The sequence below is a fragment of the Qipengyuania sp. NPDC077410 genome, assembly GCF_044543405.1.
GTDB lineage: Bacteria > Pseudomonadota > Alphaproteobacteria > Sphingomonadales > Sphingomonadaceae > Qipengyuania > Qipengyuania pacifica.
The window spans coordinates 580471-595829 of record NZ_JBITWB010000001.1; the positions used below are offsets into that span (position 1 = coordinate 580471).

A 15359-nucleotide genomic window follows, 5' to 3' on the forward strand; every position below is an offset into this window, starting at 1 on the left:
CGTATTATTTGGCCTGTTCGGCAGCCGAACGGTCCGCGCTGCCCTGCTGCCACAGTATGAAGGCCACCTCTTCGGCCGCCTCCCGAATGGATTCGAACCGGCCCGACTTGCCGCCATGGCCCGCGCCCATATTGGTCTTGAGCAGCAGTTCGTTATCGTCGGTCTTGACCTCGCGCAGCTTGGCCACCCATTTCGCAGGTTCCCAATAGGTCACGCGCGGGTCGTTGAGACCGGCGGTCACCAGCATGGGCGGATAGTCCTGCGCCACGACCTGATCGTAAGGCGAGTAGCTGAGGATATAGGCGAAGGCCTGCTTGGACAGGATCGGATTGCCCCATTCGGGCCATTCGCCCGGCGTCAGCGGCAGATCCTTGTCCAGCATGGTGTTGAGCACATCGACAAAGGGAACATGCGCCACCACGGCGCCCCACAGATCGGGATCGGTATTGACCACCGCACCCATCAGTTCGCCACCGGCCGAACCGCCGGAAATGCTGATCTTGCCCTTTTCGGTATAGCCCTTGTCCACCAGCCCCTTCGCCACATCGACGAAGTCGTTGAAGGTATTGGTCCGTTCGTTGAGCTTGCCCTGCAGATACCATTTGCGGCCCAGATCATCGCCCCCGCGGATATGCGCGATGGCATAGGCATAGCCGCGATCGATCAGGCTGAGGCGCGTGGTCGAAAAGCCGGGCGGCACGGCATAGCCGTAGGCGCCATAAGCATAGAGATGCAGCGGGCCGGTCTTCGGGCGGTCCTTGCGCATCACGATGCTGACCGGGACCATCGTACCGTCACGCGCGGGGATTTCCACGCGCTCGGTCGTGTAGAGATCGACATCGTATCCGCTGGGGATTTCCTGCTGCTTGAGCAGTTCCAGTTCGCCGCTGTCGACGTGGTAATCGAACACGGAATCGGGCGTGACCATGCTTTCATAGGCAAGGCGCAGCGTGTTCCGATCGTATTCGGGATTGTTGCTGAGCCCCGCATCGAAGCTCGCTTCGGTGAAGGCGATCGGCTTGACCAGGTTCGGATCGGCATAGTCGCGCAGCTGGATCTGATCGAGCCCGCGCAGCCGCCCTTCGGTGACGTAGAAATTCTTGAACAGGTCGAAATCGGTGAGGTAGAATTCATCCGATCCGGGGATCAGCGTGGTCCATTCGCCCGGCGCATCCAGCGTGGCGGTAGCCAGCCTGAAATTGACGTGATCGTCATTCGTGTGGACCCACAGTGTCCCGTCGCGCACGTCGACATCATATTCGACGCCCTTCTGCCGTGCCTTGACGAGGATCGGTTCGGCCGTGGGATCGTCGGCAGGCACGAGGCGCACTTCGCTCGTCTCGTTGTCGCCCGTGGCGATGACCAGCCAGTCTTCCTGAGCGGAGAGACCGGTGCCGACCCGAAACCCTTCGTCCGCGGTTTCGCGGTAGAGTTCCACATCGTCGCTCACCGGTGTGCCGAGTACGTGCAGGGTGGCATCGTGAACCCGCCAATTGTCGTCGGCGAGGCCGTAGACGAGGGCGGTATCGCCCTTCACCCAGACGAGGCCCGAGAGCGTGCCGGGGATTTCGTCGGGCAGCAATTCGCCGATCTGGAGATCCTTGATCCGCGCAGTGAAGCGTTCCGAGCCATTGGTATCGGCCGAATAGGCGAGATAGCGCCCGTTCTTGGACACGGAGAAGGCACCCAGCCGGAAATATTCATGACCATCGGCCAGCGCGTTTTCATCCAGGATCAGCTGAGCATCGCCGCCCGCGACAGGTTTGCGATAATATTTGCGGTATTCCGCGCCTTCTTCGAATTCGGACCAGTAGAGCCAGTCGCCATCTTTCTGCGGCACGGTGGAATCGTCTTCCTTGATCCGGCCCTTCATTTCTTCGAACAGTTCGTCGACCAGCGCCCGCTGCGGTTTCATCCGCGCTCCGAACCAGGCGTTTTCCACCTTGAGGTGATCGAGAATGTCCGTGTCGTCCACGGTCGGATAGGACTGGTCCTTGAGCCAGTAATAGGGATCGGCGATGGTGATCCCGTGATGCGAATAGCTGTGATCGCGCTTCTCGGCTGTGGGCGGGGAAGTCGGCTGTGTCACGTGTGTTCCTTCGGTGTTTTGCGCATAAAGCGGCGCGGCGAGTGCCAGCGTCGCGGCAGATAGGCATGCGGTGTATCGCTTGAAAGCCATGACCTGTCCCCCCTTGCGCGGCGCAAAGGTGGAAAGGCGCGCCGCGGATGACTATGAAGGCAGGGTGATTATGCGGCTGCCCGTCTGGCCGCAAGCGCCGAGTCGGCCAGCGCGCCACCGGCCCCGATGAAAGGATATTTTTCGCCTCATGCTGATGCAGACATACGAAGCTCGCCTCGATGGATTACGCAAGGAACTGGGCCGCCGCGGCCTGGATGGCTTCGTGATCCCGATTTCCGATGAACATATGAGCGAATATGTCGGCTCTTACGCACAGCGCCTGAAATGGCTGACCGGCTTCGGCGGCAGCGCGGGCAGTGCCGCAGTGCTGAAAGACGCGGCGGCCATGTTCACCGATGGCCGCTACACCGTGCAGGTGCGCGAGCAGGTGGACGGCAAGCTTTACGATTACGAGGATGTGCCCGCAACATCGCCCGCCAAATGGATTGCCGCCCATGCCCCGCAAGGCGCAAAGATCGGTTACGATGCCTGGCTGCACGGCATCGGCTGGGCAGAAGAAGCGGAAAAGCTGTTCGCCAAGAAGGGCATCGAACTGGTGCCGGTCGACGGCAATCCGATCGATGCGATCTGGGACGACCGTCCCGAAGCTTCGCTTGCGGCAGCCGTGCCGCATGCCGACGAGCATGCCGGCCGGTCGAGCGCCGACAAGCGCGCCGAAATCGCCGACTGGCTGAAGAACGAAGGCTATGATGCGACCGTCATCAGTGCGCTGGATTCGGTGGCCTGGCTGCTCAACATGCGCGGCACCGACGTCGACAACACGCCGGTTTCGCTGTCCTATGTGCTGGCCCATGCAGACGGCACGGCGGAACTGTTCATCGCGCCCGACAAGGTCACGCCAGAACTGACCAAGCATCTCGGCAACGCCGTCACCGTCCGCAATCGCGACGAATTCCAGCCCGCGCTCGAGGCGCTCAAGGGCAAGACCGTCGCAGTCGATCCCAACCATGCGGTGGCGGGCATCTTCCACGCCCTGGCGGCAGGCGGCGCGACGGTCGTGCGCGATGCCGATCCGACCGTTCTGCCCAAGGCGATCAAGAACCCTGCCGAACAGCAGGGCCACCGCGATGCCCAGGCGCGCGACGGCGCGGCCGTTTCGCGTTTCCTGCGCTGGATTTCGATCGAAGCGCCCAAGGGCGGGGTGGACGAACTGACCGCCGCCGCCAAGCTGCGCGAATTCCGCGAGGCCGGCGGCGTGCTCAAAGACGCCAGCTTCGACACCATCAGCGCTGCAGGGCCGCATGCTGCCCTGCCGCACTACAAGGTCGACGAAGACAGCAATATCCCGATCCCGCCATCGTCGATCTATCTGGTCGATTCGGGCGGCCAGTATCTGGACGGAACCACCGACATCACCCGTACGGTTTGGGTCGGCCCGGGCGAGCCGAGTGCCGAAATGGTCGAGCGCAACACCCGCGTGCTGAAGGGCCACATCCAGCTCGATATGCAGAAATTCCCCGACCGTACGAGCGGCGGCGCGCTCGACGCGCTGGCGCGGATGCATCTGTGGAACGGCGGGGTCGATTACGGCCACGGCACCGGCCACGGCGTGGGCAGCTACCTGTCGGTCCACGAAGGGCCGCAGCGTATCTCCAAGCCCGGCGGCGCATTCCCCGGCACGGAAACCGAACTGCGCGAAGGCATGATCCTTTCGAACGAGCCCGGTTATTACAAGGCCGGGGCCTACGGCATCCGGATCGAGAACCTGGTTCTCGTCGTGCCCGCCGGCATCGAAAGCGAAGGCGACTATCTCGGTTTCGAGACGCTGACCTTCGTCCCGCTCGACCGCAGGCTGGTGGACAAGGACCTGCTCTCGCCCGCCGAAATCGGCTGGTGGAACGACTACCACGCCAAGGTTCGCAACATCGTGGCGCCGCAACTGGATGGCGCGGATCTCGAATGGCTGGAAGCAGAATGCGCCCCCTTGTGATGTAGGAAATGTTCACATAATGTTCTCTTGGTCGCGAGTCGTTTTCAAGGAGCATTGCCATGATCGGATACGTCACTCTCGGGACCAACGACCTCGAGCGCGCAGCCCGGTTCTACGATCCCCTCGCCGCCGAAATGGGGGTGGGGCGGATGATGGATTTCGGGACCTTCATCGCCTGGGGCAAACCCGAAGGGGCGCCCGGTATCGCCGCGACCAAGCCGTTCGACGGCAAGGAAGCGACGGTCGGCAACGGGACGATGGTGGCGATCGAGGCCAAGGATCGCGATCAGGTGAAGCGACTGTACGACATCGCGCTGGCCAATGGCGGCAGCAGCGAAGGCGAACCCGGCCCGCGCGGCGAACCCGATGAAAACGGGATGGTGTTCTACGCCGCCTATTTTCGCGATCCGGACGGCAACAAGCTGAATGCCTTCCTGATGGACAAGGTGAACTGACATGATCCAGCCGCCCCGTCTCGACGAGCGTTTCATCCATCTGGGGCTCGGCGCAACCGCCGTGCCCCAGCCGCCGTTCGACGGGATGGAATGGTATGGCGCCTATGGCGAACGGCACGGGGCGGACGGGCGCGAAGGGCGGCTGGTCAGCCAGTATACCTTCACCGAAGACTGGCCGGGCTGGGAAATGCACCCGGCAGGCGAAGAAGTGGTGATCTGCACTGCCGGGGAAATGGAACTGACGCAGGAATTTCCCGACGGTCGGCGCGAGAGCGTGACGCTGCGCCCCGGCGAATATGCCATCAACCCGCCCGGCGTGTGGCACATCGCCGATATTACGCGGGAAGCGACAGCCATCTTCATCACGGCAGGCGAAGGCACGCAGCACCGCCCCCGCTGACTTTTCCGCCCTCGCCGACTTTCCCTGCGGTGAACGGCACGGTCCGCGTGCGACAAACCGATACAATTCGACCCCGATCCGGCATAATCCTGCGACATTGCAGGCCTAGACAGGGTACACGAGCTGCGGCGGGCTTCAGACATTCCCCCTCCCCTCCGGTCCCAGGTCCGCCGCAGCTCTCCAGAGTTTTGGAGATATGAAATGAACAGCAAGACCTTTCTCGCCTTTTCGGCCGCCACGCTGGCGCTGACCGGCACCGCCGCCATCGCCCAGCAGCAGGATCGCGGCGGCGATCTCACCCTTGCCGACATGAAGGCCCGCGGCGACAAGATGTTCGCCCGGATGGATGCCAATAGCGATGGCGTCATCAACGCCGAAGACCGCGAAGTGCGCCGTCAGCAGATGTTCGCCAAGATGGACACCAATGGCGACGGCGAAATCTCGCAGGCCGAAATGCAGGCCGCGCAGGAAGCCCGCCAGCAGCGCCGCGAACAGCGACGTGAAGCCCGCAGCGAACGCCGCGGCGACCGCATGGCGGAACGCTTTGCCAAGCTCGATACCGATGGTTCGGGCGGCGTCTCCGCCGAGGAAATGGCCGCAAAGCGCGAAGCGCGCGGCGAACGTGCAGGTAAGGGCAAACGCGGAATGCGCGGTGGCCACGGCATGCGCGGCGGCGGCATGATGATGCGCATGGCCGACACCAATGGCGACGGTTCGATCACGCGCGCCGAATTCGATGCAGCGATCGAAGCACGCTTTGCCAAGATGGACGCCAATGGCGATGGTGTGGTCACGCAGGACGAACGCAAGGCCGCCCGGGATGCCATGCGCGCCGAATGGAAAGCCAAGCGCGAAGCACGGCAGAACCAGTAAGCCGCTTGCTAGCAGGCCCAAATCACAGGTAATCGCGGGCGAGGACCGATCATGACCGAACCCGCGCCTACCACCCTTCTGCTGGTCGACGACGAGCCGACCCTGCGCGAGCCCCTGGCCGAGTATCTCACTCGCCAGGGGTTCGTGGTGCAGGAGGCCGAAAGCGCCGCCGCGGCCCGCACGAGGCTGGCGCAGGCGACGCCCGATCTGGTCCTGCTCGATATCATGATGCCGGGTGAGGACGGGCTGTCGCTGTGCCGCCATCTGGTCGAAAGCCGACGCCTGCCGACCATTCTGCTTACCGCCAAAGGCGAAGCGATGGACCGGATCATCGGCCTGGAAATCGGCGCCGACGATTATGTGACCAAGCCGTTCGAGCCGCGCGAACTTGTCGCCCGGATCCGTTCCGTATTGCGCCGGGCCGAGCGCCCGGCAGCGCCCGCGACCGATGACGAACTCCTGTATGAATTCGAAGGCTGGCAGCTCGATCCGCTCAAGCATCGGCTGACCGATCCGGACGGCGCGCTGGTGCCGCTCTCCACGGCCGAATTCCGCATGCTGCGCGCCTTTTGCGACCATCCGCGGCAGGTGCTCGACCGCGACCGGCTGCTCGACATGGTGCAGGGCCGCGAAGCGCATCTGTTCGACCGCGCGGTCGACAATCAGATCAGCCGCCTCAGGCGAAAGATCGAAGCAGACAGCCGCGACCCGCGCTTTATCCAGACGGTCCGGGGCGGCGGATACCGGTTCGCCACCGATGTCGCGCGCCTGCGCCGCGCGGACGAGGGCTGATGCGCCGGTTTACGCAGAGCCTGCTCGGCCAGGTGATGCTGTCGATGGCGGCCGCGCTGCTGATCGCGCAGGGCATTTCGGCGGTGATGCTCTATCGCGCCGCGTCGGAACGGCGCGAGCTCGCCATCATGAACGCAGCGGCCTTTCAATTGCTCGCCGGCGCCCGCCGGGCCGAGCGCGCGCCGTCCGAACGCGGCGAGAGGCGGGGGGCGCGGCGTCTGGCTCGCCCGCTTTCACCCGCCGGCGAAGGAGAGCGCCGCATCCGGCTTCCGCGCAATATCCGGTACCGCGAGGCGGGCCAATCGCCGCTGGTCCCCGGTCAGGCGCGCCAAGCCGAGCGCGAAACCGAACTGGCCGATATTCTGGCCGCACAAGGGGTCGATGTCGAAGAACTCGTCGTCTTCGAGCGCCCTTTGCTGGATGACGGACTGGTCCGCGCTGCCGCAGAACGCCGTCCACTGCTGAAGGCCAGGGCCGATGCGACACCACACGATCTTCTCGTCGTGGGGCTGAAGCAGGCAGGGAGCGACACGTGGCAGGTGGCCCGCCTGCCGCTGCCCCAGCGCGACCGCGCCATCGTCCGCACGCTCGCCATGCAGACGGTGATACTGTTTCTGGTACTCGTAGGACTGCTCTATTTCGTCCTGCGGCGGATCACCCGCCCGCTCGACACGCTGGCCGAGCGCACGCGGCGGTTCGGCGGCGCGGGGATGGCGGAGGAACCGCTGGCCGTATCGGGCCCGCAGGATATCCGCCGCCTGATCGAAGCGCATAATGCGATGCAGGCGCGGATCGGCTCGATGCTCGACGAGAAGGACGTCATGCTGGGCGCCATCGGCCACGATCTCAAGACTCCGCTGGCGGCACTGCGCGTGCGCATCGAAAGCGTCGAGGACGAAGCCGCTCGCGCGAAGATGGCGGACAGTATCGAGGATATCACCAACACGCTCGACGAAATCCTTTCGCTCGCTCGCATCGGACGCACCAGCGCGAAGCCGGAAAGAACCGAACTGGGCGCGCTGGCCGAATCGGTGGTGGAGGAATTCGAGGACATGGGGCGTCCGGTAACGCTGGATACGGAAGGCCGCGTGGTCGCCCCGGTGCACCTGACGTGGCTGAAGCGCGGGCTGCGCAATCTGATCACCAATGCGCTGCGTTATGCAGGAACTGCGCGCGTCACCATTCTGCGCGAAGACGGCCACGCCGTCCTGCGCGTCGACGACGACGGGCCGGGTATTCCTGCCGACCGCATTCAGGACATGCTCGAACCGTTCACCCGCGGCGAAGCCAGCCGCAATCGCGAAACCGGCGGGGCGGGATTGGGTCTTACGCTGGCGCGGGCCGTGGCCGAACAGCACGGCGGCGCGCTGGTGCTGGCGAACCGGCCGGAAGGCGGCCTTCGCGCAGAGTTTCGAATTCCGGTCTAGCGCATCAATCCGCCGATGATGTTGCGCACAAAGGCGGTTGCCCCGGTGCGCAACGGGTCGGCACTGGATTTCTTGCCAAGGACCGTCGCCACCGCAATCGAGCTGAGAGAACCGGCGGCTGCGGTTGCAGCGGCCTTGCCCGCACGGCCCCAGAGCGAGGTCGATTTGCGGCTCCGCTTGCCCACCTCCTTGCGGCCGGCCTCTTCCACCTCCGCAGCCGTGGCAGCCGCATCTGCAGCTTTCGCAGCGAGCACTTCCTCCGCACTTTCACGATCGACGGCGTCGTCATATTTCCCATCGAGATCGCTAACCGAATTGACGATCTTGCGTTCTTTTTCCGTCACGGGACCGAGCCGCGAATAGGGCGGTTTGACCAAGGTCCGCTGCACCACGCCGGGCGCACCGTCTTCATCCAGCGTGGACACCAGCGCCTCGCCCACCTTCAGTTCCGTTATCGCCTGTTCCACATCGAGGTCGGGATTGATGCGGAAGGTTTCTGCCGCCGCCCTGATCGCGCGTTTGTCGCGCGGAGTGAAAGCGCGCAGGGCATGCTGGACCCGGTTGCCCAACTGCCCGGCGATCTTTTCGGGAATGTCGATCGGGTTCTGGGTGACGAAATAGACTCCCACGCCTTTCGACCGGATAAGGCGCACGACCTGTTCGACCTTGTCTTCCAGCGCTTCGGGCACCTCGTCGAACAGCAGATGGGCCTCGTCGAAGAAGAAGACCAGCCTGGGCTTATCCGGATCGCCCACTTCGGGCAGGCTTTCGAACAGTTCGGCCAGCAGCCAGAGCAAGAAGGTCGCATACAGCTTTGGCCCGCGCATCAGCTTGTCCGCGGCCAGCACGTTGATCATGCCGCGGCCCCGATCGTCGACCTTAAGAAAATCGTCGATCTCGAGCGCCGGCTCGCCGAAGAACAGATCGGCGCCCTGGCTTTCGAAGCCCAGCAACTGACGCTGGATGGCGCCAACGCTCGGCCGGGTGACATTGCCATAGCTGCCCGAAAGCTCGCTCGCGTTCTCGTAAGCATAGGCCAGCATCGCCTGGAGATCGCCCAGGTCGAGCAGCAGCAGCCCGTTGTCGTCCGCATAGCGGAAGATGATGTTGAGAACGCCTTCCTGCGTATCGTTCAGATCGAGCAGGCGGGACAAAAGCAGCGGCCCCATTTCCGAAATCGTCGTGCGGATGGGAAACCCCTGTTCGCCGTACAGATCCCAGAACACCGCGGCATTGTCGGCATAGGCATAGTCGTCCATGCCGAGTTCCCTGGCCCGGCTTTCCAGCTTGTCCGCATTCTTGAACTGGGGCGATCCGGCCATCGATATGCCTGCAAGATCGCCCTTCACATCGGCGACGAATACCGGAACGCCCGCGGTAGAGAAGCTTTCGGCAAGCCCCTGCAGGGTTACCGTCTTGCCGGTACCGGTGGCGCCTGCGATCAGGCCGTGGCGATTGGCCTGGTCCAGCCGCAGGACCTGCCGTTCCCCATTCGCCCCCAGACCTATGAAAATCTCGCTCACCCGCCCGTACTCCCGCCACTGTTTCGTCCCCGGTGATGTGGCAAAGGCTTGTGGGCGCGGTCAAGCAATCCCTCGACAGGCGCAGCGCATAGGGTAAAGGCTGGCACCGATGGCGGAGAGGCATCCCTTTGTCCTGCTCGACGATGCGCGCGAACACGGTGCGGCAGATGCCTTGCTGTTCGAAAACCCGCGCCAAGTCTTCGTTGCCCATCGGCCGGACGAAGTTGCCGACGTCCTTTGCGCAGCGGAACAAGCGCGCAAATCCGGCGGCGAGCTGGCCGGTTTCATCGCTTACGAAGCCGGGCTGGCGCTGGAAGACAGGCTGCGTCCGCTGGCCCATGCGCGCAGCGGGGCGGCCGGCCCGCTTGTCTGGCTTGGCCTGTTCGACGCGCCTACCCGCATTGCCGCCGCCGACATGCCCGATTGGCTGGCCGCCCATGCGCAGGGTCCCGGCAGTGTGGGACCGCTCGATCCGCAGCTTTCACCCGGCGGCTACGAGAAGGCGTTCGCCACGCTGCAGGAAGCGATCCGGGCGGGCGATATCTACCAGGCGAACCTCACCTTTCCGCTCGCCGGCAATTTCACGGGCGATCCCGTCGGCCTTTACGCCGCGCTGCGCCCGGCAGCGCAGGCCGGCTACGGCGGCGTGATCTTCGACGGATCGCACTGGCTGCTGAGCCTGAGCCCCGAACTTTTCATTTCGCTCAAGGGACGCGAAGCGAAGGCCAAGCCGATGAAGGGCACGCGCCCGCGCGGCAGCGATGCGGCATCGGACGCGGCGATGGCGGCCGAGCTGGCCGGGTCGGTCAAGGACCGGGCCGAGAACCTGATGATCGTGGACCTCATGCGCAACGATCTGTCCCGCGTTGCCCAGGCGGGCAGCGTGCATGTGGACGAACCCTTCGCAATCGAAACCTACCCCACCGTCCACCAGATGGTCAGCGTCATTCGGGCACGCCTGGATGAAGGCCAGAGCGCCGTCGATCTGGTGCGCGCCCTGTTCCCCTGCGGTTCGATCACCGGGGCACCCAAGATCCGCGCCATGGAATTGATCGACGCGGTCGAACGCGCTGCGCGCGGGCCCTATTGCGGCGCGATCGGTCGTATCGGCGCAGATGGCGATGCGGCGTTCAACGTGGCCATCCGCACTCTGCGCCTGACCGAAATCGAAAATGGCCGGGGCAAGGCCGTGCTGGGCGTGGGCGGTGCGATCGTCGCCGACAGCGAACCGCGCAGCGAATGGCGCGAGGCCTTGCTCAAGGGTGCCTTCGCGCGCACGTCCTCGCCCGAACACCGCGCCGCGCAATTCGATCTGGTCGAAACCATGCGTTTCACCCCCGACAAGGGCATCCCCCTGCTCGAGGCGCACCTCATGCGGATGAAGGCCAGCGCGGCAGAGTTGGGATTTTCCTTCGACCGCCACGAGGCCCGCAACCAGATGCACGCACTCTGCTTCGTGCTCGAGAAACCCAGCAGGGTCCGCCTGCTGGCGGCGCGATCGGGTGCGATTTCGCTGGAAGCGCACGACGTTCCCGAAGCCTGGCCGGAACCGGCACAGGCGATCGTCCTTCCCCTCCCGGTCGATCCCGGCGACTGGCGCCTTCGACACAAGACCACGGATCGCAGCTTTTACGAGGAAGGGCAGCGCGTAGCCCGCGCGCACGGCGTGCAGGAAGCCTTGTTCGTGCGCGAGGACGGGCTGCTTACCGAAGGCTGCGTCACCAGCATTTTCGTTCGCGGCGAAGACGGGGTCTTGCTGACACCGCCCGCCCATCTCGGCCTGCTACCCGGCGTTTTCCGGCAGACCCTGCTGGACGAAGGTAAGGCGCGCGAAGCCGAATTACATATAGAAGACTTGGAAAACGGCTTCTTCCTAGGCAATGCGCTGCGCCTGATGATGGACGCGAAACTCAAGACATGACCAATATTCCGATCCTGTTCGAAGACGGCGAAGCGCTGGTAATCGACAAGCCCGCCGGCCTCCCCATCGAACGTCCGCGTCGTGGTGGGGCAAGTCTTGAAGACCATTTCGAACAGCTCAAGCTCGGCTTTCAGCGCCCGCCCATGCCGGTTCACCGGATCGATACGGACACCAGCGGCTGCCTGCTGCTGGCCCGCAATCCCAAGGCGCTGAAACGATTCGCCAAGGCTTTCGAGGATCGGCTCGTCGAAAAGCGTTACCTCGGCGTACTGGCAGGCGTCCCCTCGACCAGCGAGGGCACGATCGAACTGTCCCTGTCGAAGATCAGCAGCGCCGAAAAAGGCTGGCGCATGATCGCGGCGAAGAAGGGCAAGCCCTCGATCACCCACTGGCGCGTTCTCGCCGAAATCGATGGCCACGCGCTGCTCGAATTCCGGCCCGAAACGGGGCGCACGCACCAGATTCGCGTACATTGCCAGGCTTGCCTTGGCATGTCGCTGCTCGGTGATCCGGTATATGGTAACGGCAAGGGCGCACCGCGCACCATGCTTCACGCCGCAGCGATCGGCGTGCCCCGCGATGGCAAGCCCCCGATCGCCGCAACGGCTCCGTTGCCGCGCGACTTTACCGCGCTCGGCTTCGTCGACGGCCAGGACTGAATGGGACGCATAGCGGACAAGGCTATCGAAATCGCGGAGGAGAAGTTCATCGCCTCCTCCGGTCCCGGCGGGCAGAACGTCAACAAGGTTGCGACCGCAGTCCAGCTGCGTGTCGACGTTTTCCAGCTGGGCATGCCGCCCGAAGCGTTCGAACGGCTCAAGGACATTGCGGGCAGCAAAATGACCAAAGGCGGCGAAATAGTCCTGACCGCCAACGAATACCGCACGCAGGACCAGAATCGCGAAGCGGCACGCGAACGGCTTCTCGGTTTGCTGTCAGAAGCGCTTACCCCGCCGCGCAAACGCGCCAAGAGCCGCGTCAACCGGGTCGGCAAGGTCAAGCGCCTGAAGGCGAAGAAGGTTCGCGGGACGGTGAAGGCGAACAGGGGCAAGGTAGACTGGTAGCCGGCAAGCCACGACGCTTGACTTTTACCCGTGAATCACCCAATGGGCGCGCCGGACGGCGGTGCTGCACGCGCCGCCATAATTATTTCGGCCTTTCGCCCGCTTTGGGCAGGCTCATCAGAAAGATCTTTAGGAACACGCCATGGCGAAGCCCGCAACCGTCAAGATCAAGCTCGTCTCGACCGAGGGCACGGGCTTCTATTACGTGACCAAGAAGAACCCGCGTAACCACACGGAAAAGTTCACCTTCCGCAAGTACGATCCCGTCGCGCGCAAGCACGTCGAGTTCAAGGAAGCCAAGATCAAGTAATGCGCGCCAAGCTGAACCGCGGGAACGAGCCGGGTTCAGTGATGGTTCAATGCTCCAAATCTAAACGCAGGAGCATGAGCACCTTGTCTTCTAAAAAGAACAAATCGATCGGCGCCGCGCTGGCTTTATCGCTGGCTGCGGCGCTTCCCGCGTCCGCCATCCTGGCCCCTGCCCCGGCACAAGCCGCGGCAGGCGACCTCGACAAAGCGGTCGCTGCCCTGCGCGGCATATCCACCATGAAGGCCGATTTCGTCCAGACCGACCGTGCGGGCCAATCCGTGCGCGGCGTCATGACGCTGAAGCGCCCCGGCAAGATCCGGTTCGAATACGAAAAGGGCGTGCCCATGCTCGTCGTATCGAACGGCAAGTCGATGTACATGGTCGATTACGAGGTCAATCAGGTCCAGCGCTGGCCCGTCAGCAATTCGCCCCTGGGTGCGCTGCTCGACCCGAGTCGCGACGTCAAGAAATACGGCAAGCTGGTTCCTACCAGCCATCCCGACGTCGTCAGTGTCGAGGTGCGCGATACCAATCGCCCCGAATACGGCGTGATCACCCTGATCTTTTCCCGCGATGCGTCGGCGCCCGGCGGGCTGAAGCTGACCCACTGGGTCGCGCTCGATTCGCAGAATCACCGTACGACCGTCAGGCTGTCGAACCAGCGTTACGGCGTGTCGGTAGCCGACAGCGCGTTCACCTTCCGTGACCCGCGCCAATCATCCCGTCGCCCGGGTTAAACGGATCAGCGGCGAAAGGTGTCATCTATGCGACATCCCGCCCCTATGCGTTCATTGAACAGCAAGCGGGGCGCGCCTAGATTTCAAATCACGAGATGACGCGAAGCGGGTTTCCCCCCTGTTGACCCCTTCCATCTAGTTCATCTTGTTCCAAGCGTGACGAACGCTCACAGGAAACCCCCGTGCCAATGCCCCCGGCGCGGGGGTTTTTTGCGTCCCCCGTAGACGATCCACCGATCAGTCGGCCCAGCCGAAGGCCTTGCGAATCACATCGTAGATCAGGTTCTGCTCCATCACTCCGCGCACGTTCTGCGCCCCCGGGCCATTGGCATAGAGCGCCACATCCTCGCCGCCATGGGTTTCCGAACCGGTGGGAATGGCAGCCTGCTGATGCGCGGCCACGCCGGTTTCCGGCATTTCGCGACCGCCGGGCTTTATCGCCCCGGGGCCGTTGCCATAGCCCAGCGTCGTATAGGGCGTGCCATCGGCCGCGAGCGAGGGGCCTTCGCCCGTATCGCCATCCTCCCCGCCACCGGCGGGCGGCACGACCAGGCCGAGGATGTCGTTCCCCCGGCGGGGATAGCCCGCCATGGTGAACACGTGACTGTGATCCGCCGTCACCAGGATCAGCGTTTCTTCGGGATCGGTGTTGTCGATCGCCCACTGAATGGCGCGGGCGAATTCCACGGCCTCTTCAAGCGCGTAACCGGCTTGGCCCGCATGGTGACCGTGATCGATCCGCCCGCTTTCGACCATCAGGTAATATCCTTGCGGATCGCCACGCAGCCGGCCCACGGCCGCGGCCGTCATGTCGGTCAATGTGGGCTCCGTGCTTTCGGGCGTGCGGTCCGCCGTGAACGTCATGTGGCTGGGTGAGAAAAGACCCAGCAGCGGCTTTCCTGCGGGTGCAGCGGTCATTTCGTCCATGCTCGTAACGAAGGTTCCGCCGGTCTTCGCCGTCCACTCTCCGGGAAGATCTGCGCCTGCATCGAGCCTGCGACCGCCCTTGCCTTCACCGAAGAAGGCCGCGCTCCCGCCTCCGAGTGCGACGTCGAATGGCGTCTCGACAAGTTGGCGGGCGATATCCAGGCAGCCGAGGCCGCGCTGGCCTTCGGGAATTTCCGAATCGCCTTCCCAGTTCCGGCTGACACTGCGCGCATAGACGGCTGCGGGGGTGGCGTGGGTGATGCGGGCCGTGCTGACGATGCCGAGCGCCTTGCCCTTGTCGCGTGCCTCTTCGCTTACCAGCGGCACTTCGTTCCCCTTGCCGGATGCACAGTCGCCAAGGGTTGCCCCGGGGCCAAAGCCGAGCATGCCGATATTCGTTTTCACGCCCGTGTTCATGGCGCTGGCCGTCCCGGCGCTGTCGGGGACCTGCGCATTGCTGTTGTAGGTTTTTACGAGCGCGACATGATCGAAATTCTCGAACGGCAGGACATATTCCTCGCCCGTCTGCCCCTGCTTCTGCCCGGCGTAGATTCGCGCGGCGGTAACCGTGGATATTCCCATGCCGTCGCCGATGAACAGGATGACGTTTTTGGCCCGTTGTTCGCTCGCCGCCACTGGGGCGGCGGCGGCCTGCGGCGCATCCCGCGCGACTGTCGCGGTGCAGCCACCCAGGCCCAGCGTGGCGGCGCAGGTCGCCAGACAGAACGAACGGAACATCATGCAGTATCTCCGAAATTAAACTCGTGAGGTCGTATATCAGTGACCCACAAGACAAAAGT

At 64.0% G+C, this 15359-nt stretch carries 14 protein-coding genes; 11 read left to right on the top strand and 3 right to left on the bottom strand.

The window, feature by feature from the left end:
* Window positions 1-4: 4 nt before the first annotated feature.
* A complete protein-coding gene (locus ACIGGE_RS02890; protein ID WP_397489375.1) occupies window positions 5-2179 on the bottom strand; it encodes a S9 family peptidase in 2175 nt (724 codons plus the stop codon).
* 148 nt (window positions 2180-2327) lie between these two features.
* Between ACIGGE_RS02890 and ACIGGE_RS02895 the strand changes: the two genes are divergently transcribed.
* The 6 genes from ACIGGE_RS02895 (at window position 2328) to ACIGGE_RS02920 (ending at window position 8077) form a co-directional block, all read left to right on the top strand.
* A complete protein-coding gene (locus ACIGGE_RS02895) occupies window positions 2328-4130 on the top strand; it encodes an aminopeptidase P family protein (protein WP_397489376.1) in 1803 nt (600 codons plus the stop codon).
* Between the two features lie 59 nt (window positions 4131-4189).
* On the top strand, window positions 4190-4585 hold the full coding sequence (locus ACIGGE_RS02900; protein ID WP_397489377.1) for a VOC family protein: 396 nt from the start codon (window positions 4190-4192) through the stop codon (window positions 4583-4585).
* A gap of 1 nt (window position 4586) precedes the next feature.
* The gene (locus tag ACIGGE_RS02905) at window positions 4587-4985 is read left to right on the top strand and encodes a cupin domain-containing protein (RefSeq protein WP_397489378.1); all 399 of its coding nucleotides are present in this window, start codon (window positions 4587-4589) and stop codon (window positions 4983-4985) included.
* Between the two features lie 201 nt (window positions 4986-5186).
* A complete protein-coding gene (locus tag ACIGGE_RS02910) occupies window positions 5187-5858 on the top strand; it encodes a hypothetical protein (protein ID WP_397489379.1) in 672 nt (223 codons plus the stop codon).
* Between the two features lie 51 nt (window positions 5859-5909).
* Window positions 5910-6650, top strand: a complete 741-nt coding sequence (locus ACIGGE_RS02915; RefSeq protein WP_375245186.1) for a response regulator — start codon at window positions 5910-5912, stop codon at window positions 6648-6650.
* Window positions 6650-8077, top strand: a complete 1428-nt coding sequence (locus ACIGGE_RS02920; RefSeq protein WP_397489380.1) for an ATP-binding protein — start codon at window positions 6650-6652, stop codon at window positions 8075-8077. The genes ACIGGE_RS02915 and ACIGGE_RS02920 overlap by 1 nt, the downstream gene beginning before the upstream one ends.
* Here the strand turns inward: ACIGGE_RS02920 and ACIGGE_RS02925 are convergent.
* On the bottom strand, window positions 8074-9600 hold the full coding sequence (locus tag ACIGGE_RS02925) for a helicase HerA-like domain-containing protein (RefSeq protein WP_397489381.1): 1527 nt from the start codon (window positions 9598-9600) through the stop codon (window positions 8074-8076). The genes ACIGGE_RS02920 and ACIGGE_RS02925 overlap by 4 nt on opposite strands.
* Before the next feature lie 109 nt (window positions 9601-9709).
* On the opposite strand from ACIGGE_RS02925, the gene pabB reads away from it, so the two are divergent.
* The 5 genes from pabB to ACIGGE_RS02950 all read left to right on the top strand — a co-directional run bounded on the left by pabB (window position 9710) and on the right by ACIGGE_RS02950 (window position 13632).
* Window positions 9710-11521, top strand: a complete 1812-nt coding sequence (gene pabB / locus ACIGGE_RS02930) for an aminodeoxychorismate synthase component I (protein ID WP_397489382.1) — start codon at window positions 9710-9712, stop codon at window positions 11519-11521.
* The gene (locus ACIGGE_RS02935; RefSeq protein ID WP_397489383.1) at window positions 11518-12180 is read left to right on the top strand and encodes an RluA family pseudouridine synthase; all 663 of its coding nucleotides are present in this window, start codon (window positions 11518-11520) and stop codon (window positions 12178-12180) included. The genes pabB and ACIGGE_RS02935 overlap by 4 nt, the downstream gene beginning before the upstream one ends.
* Entirely contained in the window at window positions 12181-12585 is a 405-nt protein-coding gene (gene arfB, locus ACIGGE_RS02940; RefSeq protein WP_103023993.1) for an alternative ribosome rescue aminoacyl-tRNA hydrolase ArfB, read from the top strand.
* Between the two features lie 142 nt (window positions 12586-12727).
* Entirely contained in the window at window positions 12728-12895 is a 168-nt protein-coding gene (rpmG, locus tag ACIGGE_RS02945; RefSeq protein ID WP_103023992.1) for a 50S ribosomal protein L33, read from the top strand.
* Window positions 12896-12969: 74 nt separating this feature from the next.
* Complete coding sequence (locus ACIGGE_RS02950) at window positions 12970-13632, top strand: outer membrane lipoprotein carrier protein LolA (RefSeq protein WP_103023991.1); 663 nt, start codon at window positions 12970-12972, stop codon at window positions 13630-13632.
* A gap of 237 nt (window positions 13633-13869) precedes the next feature.
* Here the strand turns inward: ACIGGE_RS02950 and ACIGGE_RS02955 are convergent, their stop codons facing one another.
* On the bottom strand, window positions 13870-15300 hold the full coding sequence (locus ACIGGE_RS02955; RefSeq protein ID WP_397489384.1) for an alkaline phosphatase: 1431 nt from the start codon (window positions 15298-15300) through the stop codon (window positions 13870-13872).
* Window positions 15301-15359 lie beyond the last annotated feature (59 nt).

Excerpts from the sequence above, each read along its gene's own strand:
- ACIGGE_RS02890 (WP_397489375.1), bottom strand. The coding sequence starts at position 2,179 with ATGGCTTTCAAGCGATACACCGCATGCCTATCTGCCGCGACGCTGGCA.
- ACIGGE_RS02895 (WP_397489376.1), top strand. The coding sequence starts at position 2,328 with ATGCTGATGCAGACATACGAAGCTCGCCTCGATGGATTACGCAAGGAA.
- ACIGGE_RS02900 (WP_397489377.1), top strand. The coding sequence starts at position 4,190 with ATGATCGGATACGTCACTCTCGGGACCAACGACCTCGAGCGCGCAGCC.
- ACIGGE_RS02905 (WP_397489378.1), top strand. The coding sequence starts at position 4,587 with ATGATCCAGCCGCCCCGTCTCGACGAGCGTTTCATCCATCTGGGGCTC.
- ACIGGE_RS02910 (WP_397489379.1), top strand. The coding sequence starts at position 5,187 with ATGAACAGCAAGACCTTTCTCGCCTTTTCGGCCGCCACGCTGGCGCTG.
- ACIGGE_RS02915 (WP_375245186.1), top strand. The coding sequence starts at position 5,910 with ATGACCGAACCCGCGCCTACCACCCTTCTGCTGGTCGACGACGAGCCG.
- ACIGGE_RS02920 (WP_397489380.1), top strand. The coding sequence starts at position 6,650 with ATGCGCCGGTTTACGCAGAGCCTGCTCGGCCAGGTGATGCTGTCGATG.
- pabB (WP_397489382.1), top strand. The coding sequence starts at position 9,710 with ATGGCGGAGAGGCATCCCTTTGTCCTGCTCGACGATGCGCGCGAACAC.
- ACIGGE_RS02935 (WP_397489383.1), top strand. The coding sequence starts at position 11,518 with ATGACCAATATTCCGATCCTGTTCGAAGACGGCGAAGCGCTGGTAATC.
- arfB (WP_103023993.1), top strand. The coding sequence starts at position 12,181 with ATGGGACGCATAGCGGACAAGGCTATCGAAATCGCGGAGGAGAAGTTC.
- rpmG (WP_103023992.1), top strand. The coding sequence starts at position 12,728 with ATGGCGAAGCCCGCAACCGTCAAGATCAAGCTCGTCTCGACCGAGGGC.
- ACIGGE_RS02950 (WP_103023991.1), top strand. The coding sequence starts at position 12,970 with ATGAGCACCTTGTCTTCTAAAAAGAACAAATCGATCGGCGCCGCGCTG.
- ACIGGE_RS02955 (WP_397489384.1), bottom strand. The coding sequence starts at position 15,300 with ATGATGTTCCGTTCGTTCTGTCTGGCGACCTGCGCCGCCACGCTGGGC.